This is a genomic window from Leucobacter viscericola, assembly GCF_011299575.1.
Classification (GTDB): domain Bacteria; phylum Actinomycetota; class Actinomycetes; order Actinomycetales; family Microbacteriaceae; genus Leucobacter; species Leucobacter viscericola.
The window spans coordinates 2,349,018-2,365,029 of record NZ_CP049863.1 but is presented as its reverse complement, the minus strand read 5'-3'; the positions used below and the strand labels follow the sequence as shown (position 1 = coordinate 2,365,029).

Genomic DNA, 16,012 nt, shown 5'->3' with positions numbered 1-16,012 from the left:
ACAGTGTCGCATTTTGTGGGGAACGGGGGCAAGGGGGTGAGCTGGGGTTCGACGAACGTGGTTAGTCGCCCGACCGCTCAACCGCCCGCTCAAGCCGTTCAAGCTTTGCGTCGAGCTCGTTCTCGAACCCGGGGCGAATGTCGGCCTTCATGACGAGTGAAACCCGCGATCCAAACGGCAGCACCGCCTCGGTCGCGCGCTTGACCACGTCAAACACCTCGTCCCATTCGCCCTCGATCTCGGTGAACATGCTCGAGGTGCGGTGCGGCAGACCGGAGTCGCGCACCACTCGAATCGCGGCGGCAACGGCCTCGCTCACAGAACCATCGGCGTTTTCGCCTCCCATTGGCGCAACAGAGAACGCAAGAATCATTAGGTTGCCTTTCAGATCGAGGGGCTTTGCATCACAGCGTAGTCGGCTCGGGATCAGGAGCGCCTCGGCACCCTCCTATAATGAGGCCATGAGCGAGTTGTCGCACGGGGAACGGGTAGCGATCGCGCGATTGCGGGCACTCATCGAACTGCTGCCCACTACCCTGGACCGCCACCTTGCCGACTCCGGGATCCACTCGTTCGAATACACCCTGCTGGAAGCGCTCTACGAGGCCGACGACAGCAGACTTCAGCTCAGCGCGCTGGCAACACGCACCAACGCCACGCTCCCCCGGCTGTCTCGCGTGGTCAGTGGGCTTGAGCGTAAGGGCCTGATCGTTCGAGTCGCGTGCCCGCACGATGGCAGGGCGACCAACGCCGAGCTGACCGCTGAGGGTGAGCGAGTTTTTCTCAGCGTTCGACCGCTTTACGATGCCGCCCTGCGCACCCTCATCTTTGACGAGCTCGGTTCCGCGGGCACCTCGGCCCTTGCTGAAATCACCTACACGATCCTCGCCAAACTTGATCCAGGGCACCGATTCAGCGCCACCGATGCCGAGGCAGAGTCGGTCTCTGATTGCGCGGCGGATCCTGCTCCACCCAAACAAGACTGCCCGGCCGACCCCTCGCGGTAGTCGACCGGGCAGAACATCTGCGCCGCTTCTTCGTTACGCAGTCTGCGCCACCGGCTTCTTGCCAAACGGCACAACTGCATCGAGCGAGAATCGCCCGCCACCGAGCAGTGCCACACCCGCGCCCGCAGCCGCGATCAGCAGCACGAGTTCGTAACCACCGTCGTCAACAAACAGTCCGTTTGCGATGTGCATGGTGAACAGCGCCGCGAGCCCGACGCCGACTGTCAGCACTCCGGCGACGCGCGTGAACAGGCCCAGGATCAGCAGCACACCCGCGCCAACCTCAACAATCGGAACGGCGTACGCGAGCAGACCGGCAAACGGCACACCGAGCTCACCCAGCACACCCTCAAACCCGGCGACGGTGTACACGGCGAACTTCTGAATGCCGTGGGCCAGCATGATGACACCCAGAACGACTCGGACAATTGCGATTCCAGATGAATTGAAATTTCTCATGTGAGCATCGTGACAGAAATTTAGTTTCACCTACAACTAAATCACGACAGATGTAGGGGATTCACAGCGGAGAGGCACTTCGCCTACGCCATCGCTGCCGGGCCGAACGCCTGCGGCAGCAAGTCCTCGATGGTGCGCACGCCGTCGGGAGTGTTCAGAAGCAGCCCAGGAGCGGCGGCCTCGAACAGCAGTTGGCGGCACCGTCCGCAGGGGGTGATGGTGTGTGCGGCAGGATCGGCACTGCGCTCAGTATCCGCTCCAGTTTCAGCGTCACCCTCTTTCCTCGGCACCCCCACACAATCAAAGGCCACGAGCTTGCCACCTCCCCCAAGGTGCAACTGCCCAATCATGGCGCACTCCGCGCAGAGTGTCACCCCATAACTCGCGTTCTCAACGTTGCAGCCGGAGATCACACGGCCATCGTCCACGAGAGCCGCACACCCAACCGCAAACCCTGAGTAAGGCGCATAGGCCTGGTGAGCTGCAGCGAGCGACGCCTCGCGCAGAACAGCCCAGTCGACAGAAAGATCCATGCCCAAATCGTAGTGGCCCCGACCCACCCCCACATTTGCCCCGCCGACAGGCCACCAACTCGTCGAGAAGCCACCCTAGACGATGGCTTCTCGACGAGTTGATAGCTTCTCAGCGGGGTGGGGGCACCCCGGCGCGAAACTAGACACCGAGAGTTGCAGCACGCAGCAACAGCAAAGGGGCCAGTGAGCGGAACGCTCACTGGCCCCTCCTGCAGGGCAGCTACCCCTTGATCGCGTCAGCGATCTTCACGCGGGCACCCGTGCGCAGGATCGAGTTGCTGTAGATGCGCGCGCCGATCCAGAGCACAATTGCGATGGTGACGGCGAGGATGCCGAGCGAGACGATCGGCTCCCACCACTCAGCGGCACCGAGGTACAGTCGCACCGGCATGCCAACAGGTGCCGAGAACGGGATGTAGCTCATGATCGCGAGCGCCTGCGGGTTGTCGTAGAACATGATGACGGCAATGTAGGGCAGCATCACGAGCATCATGACGGGGCTCGTGACCGATCCAATGTCTTCCTGGCGTGAGACGAGGGATGCGAGCGCCGCATAGAGCCCGGCGAGGAGCACAAAGGCGAAGGCAAACAGGATGCCGAACCAGATAAGTGCGTTACCAAGCTCACCAAGCAACAGGTCTTGACCCGTCGCGAGCATGCCAACCGAAGCGAGCGCCGCAATCGCCACAACCTGAGCAAGCGCAAGGATGCTGTTGCCGAGGATCTTTCCGGCGAGAATCGTTCGAGCGGTCACCGTGGCAAGCAAGATCTCAACGATGCGAGTCTGCTTCTCTTCCACCACACTCTGCGCGATGGTCGTACCGAAGGTGATCGCGCTCATCATGAACACAACACCAAAACCGATCGCGATGATGTACGCGAGGAACGGGTTCTGCGCAGAGGGGTCAAGCAGTTCAACCGAGGGTGCGGCCGAGAGCGACTGCACCAGGTCCATCGGGGCGCTGTCGAGTGCGATCACCGTGAGGTCAACGGGACCCTCACCGCCGGGCACAATCGCGGCTTCTACGTCGCCATTGCGCACCAGCTTCTCAGCTGCAGCACGATCCGCGACCTCCGTCACCTCGTAGTCTGCACCCTTCAAGCCCTCAGCGGAGGAACCGACCACGGCGACCTTCGTCGCGTCGCCGAACCCGCCCGATTTCGCCATGAAACCGCTGAACAGCACCGATCCCAGCACAAGCAGCAGCAACAGACCCGTGGAGATAAGGAAGGCTTTGCTGCGCAGGCGGGTGGTGATCTCGCGCTCGGCGACGAGCCACGCACCCTGCGCGCCACTCATCGGACGGGGGCCACCCGGTGCAGAGACCGCTGCCGGGTTCGAACGTACTTCGGTCTGTGTGCTCATCGCACGACCTCCTTGAAAATCTGAGCGAGTGAGGGGGTGACGGGCGCGAAGCTGCGCACCGTCGCCACGGAAGGATCAGCCGAGGTTGCTCGCACCAGCACGGCACGGGCCGCCTCGTCGGTGTCGGCGTCAAAGCGCGCGAATCCGCCATCGAGGTGTGTGACTGACACACCGGGCTGATCCCGAACCCAGCCCGCGTCGGCCGCGGTTCCCGCAAGCTCGAGCTCGAAGCTGCGCCCCGAGTGCTCTGCCCGCAGCGCCTCGCGCGACCCCTTGGCAAGAATTCGACCGTTGCCGATCACAACCACGTCGTCACACAGTCGCTCAACGATGTCGAGCTGGTGGGAGGAGAAGAGCACCGGCGCCCCCTTCGATGCGTAGTCGCGAAGCACGGCGAGCACAACCTCAACGGCCATCGGATCGAGGCCCGAGAACGGCTCATCGAGCACAAGCGCACTCGGCTCATGCACGAGGGCCGCCGCGATCTGGGCGCGCTGCTGGTTGCCGAGCGAGAGGCTCTCGAGCGTGTCGTTCATGCGCTCTTCGAGGCCGAGTCGCTCAAGCAGTGCGGTCGCAGACGCTTTCGCGGATCCTGCAGCCATGCCGTGCAAGCGGCCGAGGTAGGTGAGCTGCTCGAGCACCTTCATTTTCGGGTAGAGGCCACGCTCTTCGGGCATGTAGCCGAAGCGTGCACGGTCAGCCTGGGTGACGGGTGAGCCGTTCAGCCGCACCTCGCCCTTGTCTGCCGAGAGCACCCCGAGAATAATGCGCATGGTGGTCGTTTTGCCAGCCCCGTTGCCTCCCACGAAGCCGGTCATACGGCCACTCTCAACACTAAAGCTCACGTCGTTGAGCACTGTGCGGCTACCAAAACTGCGGGAGATTCCTGCGATGTCGATCATCTCGCCCCTTTCGTTACCTCAACGCTACGGGTGACCACCGACATGGCGCTTCCCCCGCAAGGTGGAATCTGCGCAAGCACACAAACCGGCTGCTCCCCCTCTGGGCGGAGGCGTCCTCCCCCGTGAAGCTCTAGCCTGGAACACATGACATCAACCGCGAGTGCCGTTTGGGTGCGCCCGAAACCCGATCGCACCGGAATCCGGGCCGATGCTGCACTAGCGCTCGGTCTCGCTCTCTCAGCGGTACTGACAACCCTGCTCTATCAGCGCATGGAGTTCTACAAACACCCCGCTGACCTCTGGGTGATCGTGCTGGGTATTGGACTCTGCACGCTGCCACTCACACTTAGGCGCCGCTACCCGGTGCCGGTTGCGATTGTGGTTGCGATCGGGTTCTTTGTTTGCGGCCAGTTTGACGTGCCGGAGGTACTGGTCACCAACGTCTCGCTATTTATTGCGCTGTACACCGTTGGTGCGTGGGAGCAGGATCGTCGCCTCGCATTCTGGAGCAGGTTCGGGATCACGGCAGCAATGCTGCTCTGGGTCGTCATCGCGCTCGTCATCTCTTCTTCAGACCCCGACGCCTACCCCGGCGTCCCGCGCACCGGCCTCTTTTCGGCCTTCGCCACGTTTGCGGTGCTGCAGGTGCTCACCAACCTGATCTATTTTGTCGGCGCCTTCCTCTTTGGTGAGCGCTCCTGGCGCGCGGCCCGAACAGTGGCCCGCCTCGAAGCGCAGGGGCGAGAGCTCGACCTTGAGCGGCAAACAAGCGCAGCACAGGCAGTGGCCCTCGACCGCATCACGATCGCCCGCGAACTGCACGACGTTGTTGCCCACCACGTCTCGGTGATGGGCATTCAAGCGGCTGCGGCTCGCCGCAGTTTGGAGCGCGATCCCGATCAGGCATCCCGCGCGCTTGAGGTTGTTGAAGAGAGCGCACACACCGCGGTCGAAGAACTGCGTCGCCTCCTGCACACACTGCGCACGCCCGAGGCGGAGAGCGGATCCACAACCGTCGGCATCGCGCAGCTCGGGGCCCTGGTCGCCGAATCGCAGAGCTCGGGGTTACCGACAACACTGATCGTCGCCGGCGACACGAGACCGCTGCCGCTGCTCGTCGACGTCGCGATGTACCGGGTCGTGCAGGAGGCCCTCACCAACGTGCGCAAGCACGCCGGCCGGGGAGCCGCCGCCGACGTACGGCTGCGCTTCTCACCAGAGGCCGTCGAGGTCGAGGTGAGCGACGACGGAGTCAGGCAGACACTCCGCGGGTCAAGGGGCGCCGGTTCGGCCAGACCAAACGGATCAAGCCTCGGTTTGCGCGGCATGCAGGAACGCATCGGTGCTGTCGGTGGTACCGTCAGTGCGGGGCGTCGCGAACGCGGCGGATTTATTGTTCGAGCATCGGTGCCCCTTGAGGGCGCACAGAAGGGCGGCGCATGATCCGGGTCATGCTGGTTGACGATCAGGAGCTTGTGCGCTCTGGGTTTCGAATCATTCTCGAGTCTGAGCCAGACATTGAGGTGATCGCGGAGGCCGTCAATGGCGAGGACGCCATAGCTGCCGCGGCGAAACACACACCCGACGTGATCTGCATGGACGTCGAGATGCCCCTGCTCAACGGCATCGAGGCGAGCCGCCAGATTCTTGCCGAGCAGCCCGAGACCGGCGTGCTGATCCTCACCACCTTTGGCCACGAACAGTATCTGTTCGATGCGCTCGCGGCGGGCGTGAGCGGCTTTCTGCTCAAAACCTCGCGGGCCGAACAGCTCATCGATGCGGTGCGCACGATCGCCGCGGGCAACGCCCTCCTCGGCCCAGACGTTACACGCGCGGTGATTGAGCGGGTTTCGGCGGACCGCGAGGCCGCGCCCAGTGCTGCCGTGACCGCCGAAGGGGGTTCAGGATCCGACACCCTCAAGGATGCAATGGACGACGCCCGGCTCACTGATCGCGAGCGAGAAGTGCTCAGCCTTGTCGCGGAGGGAAAGTCGAACTCTGAGATCGCGGCGGAGCTGTTTCTCGGTGAAGCCACGGTGAAGACCCACGTATCGAACCTGCTGCAGAAGCTAGGGGTGCGCGACCGCATTCAGGCCGTCGTGTGGGCACACACGCAGGGGTAGACCCAGCAACCCGCTCGAGTGAACCCAAGCCAACATTCTGAACGATCAGAAGGTTGATATGCGTTCACTCGGCGCACTCAGTACTTGCGAAGCCGGTGCTCCAACCCAAGCCGCACCCCGGCCCACTCTGGCTGCGTGATCGAGAACACAACCGTGTCGCGCAGGTAACCATTGCTGTTCTGGTGGGCACGAAGCACACCGTCCTGGTTCGCCCCGAGGCGCGCAATCGCCGCGCGCGACTGGTGGTTATTGAAGTCAGTGCGAAACTCAACCGCCGTGCAGCCCCAGACATCAAAGGCGTGCTGCAACAGCAGCAGCTTCGACTCGGCGTTGGTGCCGGTGCCCTGCGCGCTTGCCGCGTTCCACGTGGAACCAATCTCCACACGCGGGGTCTTCGCGTCGATGTGCATAAAGGTGGTCATGCCGATCAACGCGCCAGTGTCGTTGCGTCGCGAGGCAAAGGCGATCATTGAGCCCTCACGCTGCAGCTGGAGACGGCGCTCGATCTCTGCCGCCATGCCCTCGGGCCGTGGCACCTGGGTGTACCAGAGTCGCCACACCTCACCGTCTTCGGCCGCAGCGCCCAACCCCTCCGCGTGTTCAGCGGTGAGGGGCTCCAGCGTGACGATTCGACCTCGCAGGGTACCTGGATGCTGCAGCAAGTTGACTCCTCCGTCATGACCGAAACACTCGACGTTCAAGTCTGTCATAACAGACAGACTGACTGTATGCTGAGTGGATGAAAACTCCTGGCTTTCTCGGGCTCCCCGAAAATGTTCAAGCCCTCGTACTCGAGCGTCTCGACGCAGAGATCGAGGCCGCAAAAGCGCAGGTTGAAGAAGTCGAGCAGTCAAAGCCCGTCGATCGCGACCTGCTGAAGTCACTTCAGGGTGACATCGCCCGCAGCGAAGACCTGCGCACCCGCATGGTCAACGGCCAGGCCTAGGCGCTACCACCGGCGCTTCACGCTCCCCTTCGGCCCGGCGACAAGGCTCGCCGCCGGAACGTCTTCGGCGACAACCGTGCCCGCCGCAACCACGGCGTCACGACCGATACTGACACCCGGCAGGATCATGGCTCCGGCCCCGATCCACACGTTCTCCGCAACGTCGATTGGTGCGCCCGAAAGAAACTGACGTCGATCCTCGAGGTCCACCGGGTGCCCGACGGTAATAAACGTCACTTTCGGCCCGACCATCACACCCTCGCCAAGGCGGGTGCCCGCGTAGTCGAGAAACGTGCAGCCCTGGTTAATGAACACCCGCTCTGCGAGCTCAATGGCTAAGCCGTGGTCCGTGTAAAAGGGCGGGTAGATGGTCGCTCGCGGCGGCAGTGGGCGGCCCAGTATCTGCTCCAGCAGTGCAGCCCGGCCAGCCTCGTCGTCAAACGGCAGCACGTTCAGCCGCGAGGTGAGCTCGGTGGCAAGGATCACACGCTCGCTCATCGCCCGAAACTCTGGGCCGAGCACTCGCTCCCCCGCGGCGAGCCGTTCGGGGTCGTGAATGCGCAGAAACTCGTTGTTGCTCACTCAGCTATTCTGAGGCATTCGCGGCGGTCAGGATCACACCCGCAACGTGCGTCGCAGTTTGTCGGTCTCTTCAACCGTCATGCCGCCCGACTGCAGGTACCCGGCGGCATCACGGTAGTTTTCGCTGATCCAGTCCATGGCTGCCTCAATCGCTGCCGCGGGCGACTTAGTCGCGAGCTGATCGAGTTTGGGGGTGAGCGGCAATCCAAACCCCGTAATGAGCCCGGTCAGCGCCTCGGCAAACGCGCCGGCAAGGTTCTCTTCGGTCTGGGTGTAGTCGGCGACGATGGTCTCGCGATCCACCCCTGCCAGCATCAAAAGAATCGCCGCTGCAAGACCCGTGCGATCCTTCCCCGCGGTGCAGTGAAAGAGCACCCCCGGCCGATCCGTCGCCACACCCGCGAGCACCGCACGACCGAGCTCAGCAAACTGGCGTGCGCTGCTTGAGAGGATACCAACGTAGAGCTGCTGCAGCGTCGGCACCTGATCCAGGATCGCTGAGAGCTGCTCAGACGAGAGCTGAGTCTTAGAACCTGCAGTTGCTGCGGGCATGAGCCCCCGTGCCATCTCGTCCATCGCACCGCCAAGCACGGGGAGCGGGATCAGCGTGACGCTGTTGTCGGTCGGAAGTACGTCGGCGGCCCGGCTGCGCTCGGCGTCGGTGCGCAGGTCGATCACCGTGCCGATGCGATACTCACGAAACGCGGCAACCCCTTCAGGCGTAAGCGCAGAGAGTGAGTCGGAGCGAAACAGCACACCCTCCGCGATGCTTTGCCCTCCGTCGGTGGGCAACCCTGCCAAACCGCGCGCGTTGTGTGTCCCCTGCAAATCCGAACCGAAACTCATGGCCCCACCTTCTTCGAAACGACCCCTGTATGGGTCATCGTATCGGTGGGCACTGAGCAAACGGAAGAGGCGAAAAGCGTCGCGAACAGCTACACGCCGGCGGTGTCGAAATCCTCAAAAATGAGCTGGGTGCGCGTGCCGCGCACGGCCGGAATCGCCTGGATTTCTTCGAGCACCACTCGCCGCAGATCTTGATTGTCCCGGGCCCTCACGAGCGCGATCACATCGAACTCGCCCCCGATCAGCGCGATGTGGCAGACCTCAGGAATTCCCGTCAAGCGGTCTCGCAGGTCTTGCCACTCGGTCTGATCCGCCGAGATGGTCACGTACGCAGAGGTCCGTTTGCCCGCGAGCACGGGGTTCATCTGCACCGTGAAGCCGCGAATCACCCCGCTGTCAACGAGCCTCCGAAACCGTGCGTGCGCGCTCGCCCGCGAGACGTGCACGGCCTCCGCCAGGGTCGTCATCGAGACTCTGGCGTCGGCCGCGAGCACGTCAAGTATCTCGCGATCGATCTCGTCGAGGTCCATAGGTCACTGGCCTAGGCGAGCAGCGCTCGGTCGTCGAGCATGGCTCCCTTGATCTTGGCAAACTCGGCAAGCAGCAGCGGCACGGTGAGCTGGCGCTTCTCTTCTTCCGAGGCCTGGAACACAATGCGCCCTTCGTGCATCATGATCAGCCGGTTACCAAGGTGCAGGGCCTGCTCCATGTTGTGGGTCACCATCAGCGTCGTGAGCCCACCCTGCGACACGATGCGCTCGGTGAGGTTCGAGACGAGCTCGGCTCGCTGCGGATCGAGCGCGGCCGTGTGCTCGTCGAGCAGCAGGATGCGCGGGTGCGTAAACCCGGCCATCAGCAGCGAGAGTGCCTGCCTCTGGCCACCGGAGAGGAGACCCACCTTTGCGGGGAGCCGGTTCTCAAGGCCAAGCTCAAGCGCTTTGAGTTCTTCGCGAAAGCGCTCCCGCTGCTTGGAGGTCAGTGCGAGCCCAAGACCGCGCGGCTTGCCGCGGCGCAAGGCGAGCGACAGGTTCTGCTCGATGGTGAGGTTTGGCGCGGTGCCGGCCATCGGATCCTGAAAGACACGGCCGATGTATTTGGCGCGCTGGTACTCCTTCAGACGGTTGACTCGCTGCCCGTCGACCTCGATATTGCCCGAGTCGACCGTGTATCGGCCCGAAACGGCGTTGAGCAGCGTCGACTTACCGGCACCGTTCGAGCCGATGACGGTCACGAAGTCACCCTCGTTGAGGTTCAGGCTGAGGTCGACAAGCGCCTTGCGCTCGTTGACGGTGTTCGGGAAAAAGGTCTTACTGATGTTGCTGATCTCTAGCATCGTGAGCTACCTTTCTCCGGCGCTGGTCGAGGACTCCATGGCGGCAGATTTCTCGGACTCCTCGAGCCCAACAACACCAACCCCGGCAGTGAGAGCTACGTTCGGGTCAGAGTCCGACCGCGGTGCGGCGCGACCCCCGCGCCCTCTGAGCGACGGTATGCGTTTCAAGAAGCCCCAGCGCGGCAGCAGCAGCGCTGCCACAACAAGCACCGCGGTGATGAGCTTCATGTCGTTGGGGTCGAGGCCTGCCATCAGCGCCAAGAAGATGATCATGCGGTAGAGCACAGCACCAAAGACCACGGCGAAGCTCGCGAGCCAGATGAAGCGCTGCCCGAACACGGCCTGGCCGAGAATCACGGACGCGAGGCCAACAAGAATCAGGCCGATACCCATGCTGATGTCGGCGAAGCCCTGGTACTGCGCGATGAAGGCACCGCAGAGCGCGACGAGGCAGTTGGAGACGGCGAGGGTCAGGATCGTGGTGCGGTCGGTGCTCACACCGAAGCTGCGAATCATGGGTCCGTTGTCGCCGGTCGCCTGAATAGCGAGGCCGAGGTTGGTCGACAGCAACCAGTCAACGAACAGTTTGAAAATCATGACCCCGATAAAGAGGATGAGCACACCGACCCAGGTGCCGAGCAGACCGGCCTCTTTCATGGGGGTGAACACAGTGTCTGCGCGCAGCAGCGGCAGGTTGGCAGCGACGGCCGATCCTTCTTTTGCCGTGCCCATAATGCGCAGGTTGACTGACCAGAGCGCGATCATGGTCAGAATACCGGCCAGCAGGCCGTCGATTTTGCCCTTGGTGTGTAGCAGCCCCGTGCAGACACCGGCGAGCGCCCCCGCCGCACCGCCAGCAATGGTGGCGATAACGGGGTTTTGACCGTTTGTGATTAGCGCGGCAGCGACCGCGGCGCCCATTGTGAAGCTCCCGTCAACCGTCAGGTCAGGGAAGTTGAGGACACGGAATGTGAGATAGACCCCGAGGGCCATCACTCCGTAAATGAGCCCGAGCTCGAGTGCACCAATCATGAACTGGTCTTTCTATGTTGCGTCGAATGGAGTGGTTGGTCTGCTGGGTGGGCCGAGCGAGCGCCCTCCCACCCAGCAGATCGAACAACTATCCGACAGTGTCGGCCTTATCGAGGATATCCTTCGGGATCGTCACACCCATGCGCTTCGCGGCGTCGGGGTTGACCACGTAGGTGAACTCCTTCGAAACCTCAACGGGCATGGTTGCGGGATCCGCGCCGTCCTGCAGAATCTTCAGTGCCATCTCGCCGGTCTGGTGACCAAGCTTGGTGTAGTCGATTCCGAGTGTCGCAACAGCGCCACCCTCGACCGTGCCCGACTCGGCACCAATGATCGGGATCTGCTTCGTCTCTGCGACCTGCACCAGTGCGGAGATGCCCGACACGACGGTGTTGTCGGTCGGTACGTAGAACGCGTCAACGTCACCGAGCGACTCAGCGGCCTGCGCGATGTCGTTTGCGGTGGTGACGGTTGCTTCCTTGATCTCAAGACCAAGACCCTTCGCGGCCTCCTTCGCGGCCTTTACCTGCACCTCAGAGTTCACCTCACCCGAGCTGTAGACGATGCCAACGGTCTTTGCGTCGGGAACGATCTCCTTCAGCAGCTTCAGCTGATCCTCGATCGGAGCAGCATCGCTCGTACCGGTCACGTTGCCACCGGGCTTGTCGTTGGACTTCACGAGCTCGGCCGACACAGCATCGGTCACGGCGGTGAACAGAACCGGCTTGTCGGTGATCGCCTGCGCGGCTGCCTGCGCAGCGGGGGTTGCCACCGCGAGCACCAGGTCTGAACCACCGGACGCGAAGCCCTGTGCCATGGTGACGGCGGTTGCCTGCTCACCGTTTGCGTTCTTTACGTCCCACTTGACGTCAACGCCGGCATCTTTGAATGCGTCCTGGAAGCCCTTGGTTGCGGCATCAAGAGCGGGGTGCTGCACCAGCTGAATAACCCCAATCGAGTACGACTTCGCGCTGTCATCGGTCTTACCCTTGTCATCGCCGCTGCTGCTGCAGCCCGCGAGAACAAGTGCACTGGCCGCCGCGAGGGCGAGACCTGCTGCAAGCTTTCGTTTCTTCATAGTGACTCTTCTCCTAACTGGTATTGCGGATGTATTTCAGGAAATCAAGGAAGGTTCGTTTAGTCTTGCCGCGCTCAGAATAGCGGCGATAAAGCCATCGTTCATCTCGGGCGTGCCGATGGTGACCCGAATACCGTCTCCTGGGAAGGCGCGAGCAACGATACCGCGTTCACGCAGCGCCTCGTCAATCGCCACAGTGTTTGCTCCCGTGCGCAGCCAAATGAAGTTGCCCCTGGAGTCGAACACCTCCAGGCCGCCCTCGCGGAGCGCTGCCAGCACCCGGGAACGTTCCTCGCGGATAAGGTCGATGCGATCCTGCAGTTCTTCTTCGGCGTCAAGCGAGGCGATCGCGGCTGTTTGCGCGAGCGCGCTCACTCCGAAGGGCACGGCGACACGGCGCAGGTTCGCGGCGACCTCTTCGTGAGCCACCGCATAACCGACCCGCAGCCCCGCCAGGCCGTACGCCTTCGAGAAGGTGTGCAGCACGGCAACGTTGTCGTAGTTTCTGAAGAACTCGAGGCCGCTGGCCGAATCGGGGTCGTCGTCGAAGTGTGTGTAGGCCTCGTCAATAACAACGAGGATGTCGCTGGGCACACGGTCTAGAAATGACTGCATCTCGTCGCGGGTCACCACGGCGCCGGTCGGGTTGTTCGGTGTGCACACGAGGATCAGTCTCGTGCGCTCGGTGATCGCGGCAAGCATGGCGTCGAGGTCGTGCCGGTCGTCCGTGGTGAGTGGCACCGGCACGGGAGTCGCCCCGGCAACCCGCACCAAAATCGGATACGCCTCGAACGAGCGCCACGCGAACATCACTTCGTCGCCCTCGCCTGCACACGCGTGAATCAGCTGGGCGGCAACCTCAACGGATCCGGCACCCACGGCAACCTCTTCGGGCCTCACATCGAGGTGACGCGCGATGCGTTCGACCAGATCCCGAGCCGACATGTCTGGGTACAGGTTGAAGGAACCGGCCTGCTCACGAACCGTCTCAAGCACGGACGCCAGTGGAGGGTACGGGTTTTCGTTCGATGAGAGCTTGACCGCGTTCGGGATCGACTTGCCCTGAACGTATGCAGGGAGCGACGCGACGACTTCTCGCTGGTACACCATTGTGCCTTCTGTATCCTTAAGCTTCGTTGCTGAGGGGGAAGCGTGCGGGCCTCATCGCCGCCGCTTTCCAGCAGTTTAGTGTTGCGCCAAACACTTGTGAGGGCAAAGCAGCAATCTGATAGACAAATCGTTACCTTTTGGATGCGAGGGCGCCGGATTGTCACGATTTAGACCGTTTAAGGGCCCACCTTGCACGGTTCAATGACCTGGCAAGGTGGGCCCGGGTGATCGCGCCTATTACGCCTTTGCGCGCCTGCGGCGCGTTGCGTAGAGCGAGATACCGCCCGCGGTCAGCAATGCCGCAACGAGCGCACCGATGCCGACAGACTGCTCAGCACCGGTTGTGGCGAGCGGATCGTTGGGTTTCGTGATGCCCTCGGGCGGAATCACCTTGGGCGGTCCCGCTTCGAACTCCACACTCGCAAGTGCACTCGTGTTGCCAGCGACATCGGTTGCGCGAATCGCGACGCTTGTGGCGTCGGCGCCAATCGGCAACGTTCCACGAATCACGTCACCACTCGCGAGCGCCGCGGTCATCCCAGCTGTGGCCGCCGGAGCTGCCGCTTCAAACGAGGTCCACTTGCCCTTCGGCAGCAGGCGATACTCAATGGAGTCGACACCCGAGGTTTCGTCCTTAGCCGACACCGACACAGTTCCGCGCGTGACGCTGCTCGCGGTCGCGGTGAGTGTCGGCGCAATGGAGTCGATCTTCACCTCGTGGGTGGCTTCGCCGACGTTACCTGCCCCGTCAGTCGCGTGGGCCTTGAACGCGGTTGTTCCCTCGGCGGCCACCGTGACGGGCGCCGCGTAGGCACTCCAGGTGGTGTCGTCGAGTGAGTATTCAAGGTCGGGCGCCTGGTCAACCTCGTCACGAGCGGTCACGATCAGATCTACCGGGCCGGTGTACCAACCCGAAACCGGTGCCGCTTTGTTCGTCGTGATCGACACCGCGGGGGCTGTCTTATCGAGGATCAACGGGATCTCAACATCGGTTTCACCCGCGATGGTCTTGCCGAGTGTGGCACCAACGGCTCCGTTCGTGGCAACAGCCGCAACGTCGCAGTCAACGTGCGGGGCGAGCGCCGAGGCAACACCCTCGTCGTTAGTGGTGCCGACCTTACGCCAGCCATCATCGTCACCGCACGACATAGCAACGGGAACACCCTCGGCCTTGCCGCCGTTTTCGTCGGTGACCTTCACGTTCACGGTGTTCAGCGAGGCACGGAAGGCGGATCCACCGATCAACTCCGAGGCGATCCCCAGACGATCCTGCGAGATGTTATCGATGGTGTCGGAAGGCTTGTGGTACGTCGGCTCGAGCACAATAGAGGTCGGCTTCGACCAGTACATCCAGCTGAACACGGCGGCGTCAATGCCAACGTCGCGGAACGACTGGTGATCACTCCGGCCAACATACCCACGGTTCATCGCACCGCGATCGGTGTGCTCGGAAACGGCGTTCGCCTGGTTCAGCACCTTGTTGTCGTCATCATTCTCGTCGACGGAGAGACCCCAGAACTCGGTGGGCTGCGAAGCGGTTCCCGCGAACGAGGTGCCAGCCATGTCCATGTTCCAAGCGCCGTAGGTACGTGCGATCTCCTCGGGGGTCAGGCTCTGCGCATGGAATTTCGAGCCGACCACACCCTTCTCTTCGGCACCCCAGGCCCCAACACGAATCTCGGTGTCGAGTGAGTACTTACTCATGATGCGCGCGGTCTCGAGCATAATGCCAACACCAGACGCGTTGTCGCTCGCGCCGGGGCTGCCCACAACGGAGTCGATGTGCGAGCCGATGTACACGATCGGGGCGGTGCCGTTCGTGTCGCCAACGGCCGGGCGAACACCGACCACGTTGGAGCTTGTAGTGCGGCTCTGCTCGGTCTTGATGCTGAGTGTCAGAGGGCCGGTCGCCAGGAGTTCCCTGATCCTCGCCCCCTGACCCGACGCTGCCCCGAGCACCTGAATGCCGGCCGCCGCGGCGGGAACGGTGCCAGGGTTTGCGAGCGAGCTATTGTCGGTGGTCATCGTGAAGATGATGCCCGCGGCACCAGCCGCCACCAGGTCGGTGATGATGGCGTTGCGCGTCGCCGCGGTTGCGTTCCAATCGACCAACACAAACTTGCCGTTCACGGCGGCGGGCGTAATAGTCGCGCCGGATCCAATATCGGCTACCTCCGCGACTACTGGTGCGCCCGATCCGGTGAAGAGTGCGTTCGCGGCGGGGCGATACTGCCAGCTCACCTGCAACCCCGTGTCCCGACTTGGCGTCACATTGGCGTATGTCGACGCGCTCACCGGGAACGTTTCGACCTCGGTCGTGAAGCCGTACGACTCGAGCTGCGACTTCACGTACTGGATACCGGCGTCTTCCGCGGCCGTTCCCGCAACACGAGGGCCGATGTCGACGGCGAGGTGGCGAACGTGCTCAAACGCGTTGGCGGCGTTGGCCTGGCTCGCGTACTCCTTCACGTAGTCGGGCAGGTAGGTGTTTGAGGCGATTGCCTCGGCCGCGCCCGGCGGCGTGTAGGGCGCCGCGAGCGCGGTGGTCGAGGTAAACGCAAGCGGAACAATGATGACGGCGGCCCCCACGGCGCCGAGAATTCTGTTCCGTCCCCTGGCCTTCGACCGAGATGGATTGAGTAAATGCATGAACGTGCTGTCCTCTCTGACAAACGTGCTGAGTGTTCTCGTGCTC

The 16,012-nt window shown here is 62.9% G+C and carries 18 protein-coding genes; 4 read left to right on the top strand and 14 right to left on the bottom strand.

Features of this window, described 5'->3' with window-relative positions; translation table 11 throughout:
- Positions 1–61 precede the first annotated feature (61 nt).
- Positions 62–373 carry a thiamine-binding protein gene (locus G7068_RS10365; protein ID WP_166291791.1) on the bottom strand — a complete coding sequence of 104 codons (312 nt, stop codon included), beginning with the start codon at positions 371–373 and terminating at the stop codon, positions 62–64.
- An 88-nt stretch (positions 374–461) separates the two neighbouring features.
- Here G7068_RS10365 and G7068_RS10360 point away from each other — a divergent pair, with 88 nt between their 5' ends.
- Entirely contained in the window at positions 462–1,007 is a 546-nt protein-coding gene (locus tag G7068_RS10360) for a MarR family winged helix-turn-helix transcriptional regulator (protein ID WP_166291789.1), read from the top strand.
- A gap of 33 nt (positions 1,008–1,040) precedes the next feature.
- On the opposite strand, the gene G7068_RS10355 is transcribed toward G7068_RS10360, so the two are convergent.
- The 4 genes from G7068_RS10355 to G7068_RS10340 form a co-directional block, all read right to left on the bottom strand.
- Positions 1,041–1,466 carry a DoxX family protein gene (locus G7068_RS10355; protein WP_166291786.1) on the bottom strand — a complete coding sequence of 142 codons (426 nt, stop codon included), beginning with the start codon at positions 1,464–1,466 and terminating at the stop codon, positions 1,041–1,043.
- 83 nt (positions 1,467–1,549) lie between these two features.
- A complete protein-coding gene (locus G7068_RS10350; RefSeq protein WP_166291784.1) occupies positions 1,550–1,999 on the bottom strand; it encodes a cytidine deaminase in 450 nt (149 codons plus the stop codon).
- 220 nt (positions 2,000–2,219) lie between these two features.
- Positions 2,220–3,365 (bottom strand): ABC transporter permease, encoded by a 1,146-nt coding sequence (locus G7068_RS10345; RefSeq protein WP_166291782.1) that lies wholly within the window; start codon positions 3,363–3,365, stop codon positions 2,220–2,222.
- Positions 3,362–4,267 carry an ABC transporter ATP-binding protein gene (locus G7068_RS10340; RefSeq protein WP_166291780.1) on the bottom strand — a complete coding sequence of 302 codons (906 nt, stop codon included), beginning with the start codon at positions 4,265–4,267 and terminating at the stop codon, positions 3,362–3,364. The genes G7068_RS10345 and G7068_RS10340 overlap by 4 nt, the downstream gene beginning before the upstream one ends.
- Before the next feature lie 144 nt (positions 4,268–4,411).
- On the opposite strand from G7068_RS10340, the gene G7068_RS10335 reads away from it, so the two are divergent.
- Positions 4,412–5,710 (top strand): sensor histidine kinase, encoded by a 1,299-nt coding sequence (locus G7068_RS10335; protein ID WP_166291778.1) that lies wholly within the window; start codon positions 4,412–4,414, stop codon positions 5,708–5,710.
- Positions 5,707–6,390, top strand: coding sequence for a response regulator (locus G7068_RS10330; protein ID WP_166291776.1), 684 nt, complete (start codon positions 5,707–5,709; stop codon positions 6,388–6,390). Before G7068_RS10335 ends, G7068_RS10330 begins: the two co-directional genes overlap by 4 nt.
- A gap of 77 nt (positions 6,391–6,467) precedes the next feature.
- Here the strand turns inward: G7068_RS10330 and G7068_RS10325 are convergent, their stop codons facing one another.
- The gene (locus G7068_RS10325; RefSeq protein ID WP_425280479.1) at positions 6,468–7,052 is read right to left on the bottom strand and encodes a GNAT family N-acetyltransferase; all 585 of its coding nucleotides are present in this window, start codon (positions 7,050–7,052) and stop codon (positions 6,468–6,470) included.
- A gap of 77 nt (positions 7,053–7,129) precedes the next feature.
- Here G7068_RS10325 and G7068_RS10320 point away from each other — a divergent pair, with 77 nt between their 5' ends.
- A complete protein-coding gene (locus G7068_RS10320; RefSeq protein ID WP_166291772.1) occupies positions 7,130–7,336 on the top strand; it encodes a hypothetical protein in 207 nt (68 codons plus the stop codon).
- A gap of 3 nt (positions 7,337–7,339) precedes the next feature.
- Here the strand turns inward: G7068_RS10320 and G7068_RS10315 are convergent, their stop codons facing one another.
- The 8 genes from G7068_RS10315 to G7068_RS10280 all read right to left on the bottom strand — a co-directional run bounded on the left by G7068_RS10315 (position 7,340) and on the right by G7068_RS10280 (position 15,906).
- Positions 7,340–7,918 carry a DapH/DapD/GlmU-related protein gene (locus G7068_RS10315; RefSeq protein WP_244304442.1) on the bottom strand — a complete coding sequence of 193 codons (579 nt, stop codon included), beginning with the start codon at positions 7,916–7,918 and terminating at the stop codon, positions 7,340–7,342.
- Positions 7,919–7,951: 33 nt separating this feature from the next.
- Complete coding sequence (locus G7068_RS10310; protein ID WP_166291770.1) at positions 7,952–8,764, bottom strand: tyrosine-protein phosphatase; 813 nt, start codon at positions 8,762–8,764, stop codon at positions 7,952–7,954.
- A gap of 89 nt (positions 8,765–8,853) precedes the next feature.
- Complete coding sequence (locus G7068_RS10305; RefSeq protein WP_166291768.1) at positions 8,854–9,294, bottom strand: Lrp/AsnC family transcriptional regulator; 441 nt, start codon at positions 9,292–9,294, stop codon at positions 8,854–8,856.
- Between the two features lie 11 nt (positions 9,295–9,305).
- Entirely contained in the window at positions 9,306–10,097 is a 792-nt protein-coding gene (locus tag G7068_RS10300) for an ABC transporter ATP-binding protein (RefSeq protein WP_166291766.1), read from the bottom strand.
- A 6-nt stretch (positions 10,098–10,103) separates the two neighbouring features.
- On the bottom strand, positions 10,104–11,129 hold the full coding sequence (locus G7068_RS10295; RefSeq protein WP_166291764.1) for an ABC transporter permease: 1,026 nt from the start codon (positions 11,127–11,129) through the stop codon (positions 10,104–10,106).
- A gap of 88 nt (positions 11,130–11,217) precedes the next feature.
- Entirely contained in the window at positions 11,218–12,207 is a 990-nt protein-coding gene (locus tag G7068_RS10290) for an ABC transporter substrate-binding protein (RefSeq protein WP_166291761.1), read from the bottom strand.
- 36 nt (positions 12,208–12,243) lie between these two features.
- Entirely contained in the window at positions 12,244–13,317 is a 1,074-nt protein-coding gene (gene hisC, locus G7068_RS10285; protein ID WP_166291759.1) for a histidinol-phosphate transaminase, read from the bottom strand.
- Between the two features lie 237 nt (positions 13,318–13,554).
- Positions 13,555–15,906, bottom strand: coding sequence for a M28 family peptidase (locus G7068_RS10280; protein WP_166291757.1), 2,352 nt, complete (start codon positions 15,904–15,906; stop codon positions 13,555–13,557).
- Positions 15,907–16,012: the final 106 nt, after the last annotated feature.

What these genes read in the sequence shown, in the direction of transcription:
- G7068_RS10300 (WP_166291766.1), bottom strand. Translation starts at nt 10,097, where the DNA reads ATGCTAGAGATCAGCAACATCAGTAAGACCTTTTTCCCGAACACCGTC.
- G7068_RS10290 (WP_166291761.1), bottom strand. Translation starts at nt 12,207, where the DNA reads ATGAAGAAACGAAAGCTTGCAGCAGGTCTCGCCCTCGCGGCGGCCAGT.
- G7068_RS10345 (WP_166291782.1), bottom strand. Translation starts at nt 3,365, where the DNA reads ATGAGCACACAGACCGAAGTACGTTCGAACCCGGCAGCGGTCTCTGCA.
- G7068_RS10310 (WP_166291770.1), bottom strand. Translation starts at nt 8,764, where the DNA reads ATGAGTTTCGGTTCGGATTTGCAGGGGACACACAACGCGCGCGGTTTG.
- G7068_RS10365 (WP_166291791.1), bottom strand. Translation starts at nt 373, where the DNA reads ATGATTCTTGCGTTCTCTGTTGCGCCAATGGGAGGCGAAAACGCCGAT.
- G7068_RS10350 (WP_166291784.1), bottom strand. Translation starts at nt 1,999, where the DNA reads ATGGATCTTTCTGTCGACTGGGCTGTTCTGCGCGAGGCGTCGCTCGCT.
- G7068_RS10295 (WP_166291764.1), bottom strand. Translation starts at nt 11,129, where the DNA reads ATGATTGGTGCACTCGAGCTCGGGCTCATTTACGGAGTGATGGCCCTC.
- G7068_RS10355 (WP_166291786.1), bottom strand. Translation starts at nt 1,466, where the DNA reads ATGAGAAATTTCAATTCATCTGGAATCGCAATTGTCCGAGTCGTTCTG.
- G7068_RS10335 (WP_166291778.1), top strand. Translation starts at nt 4,412, where the DNA reads ATGACATCAACCGCGAGTGCCGTTTGGGTGCGCCCGAAACCCGATCGC.
- G7068_RS10340 (WP_166291780.1), bottom strand. Translation starts at nt 4,267, where the DNA reads ATGATCGACATCGCAGGAATCTCCCGCAGTTTTGGTAGCCGCACAGTG.
- G7068_RS10330 (WP_166291776.1), top strand. Translation starts at nt 5,707, where the DNA reads ATGATCCGGGTCATGCTGGTTGACGATCAGGAGCTTGTGCGCTCTGGG.
- hisC (WP_166291759.1), bottom strand. Translation starts at nt 13,317, where the DNA reads ATGGTGTACCAGCGAGAAGTCGTCGCGTCGCTCCCTGCATACGTTCAG.
- G7068_RS10305 (WP_166291768.1), bottom strand. Translation starts at nt 9,294, where the DNA reads ATGGACCTCGACGAGATCGATCGCGAGATACTTGACGTGCTCGCGGCC.
- G7068_RS10360 (WP_166291789.1), top strand. Translation starts at nt 462, where the DNA reads ATGAGCGAGTTGTCGCACGGGGAACGGGTAGCGATCGCGCGATTGCGG.
- G7068_RS10320 (WP_166291772.1), top strand. Translation starts at nt 7,130, where the DNA reads ATGAAAACTCCTGGCTTTCTCGGGCTCCCCGAAAATGTTCAAGCCCTC.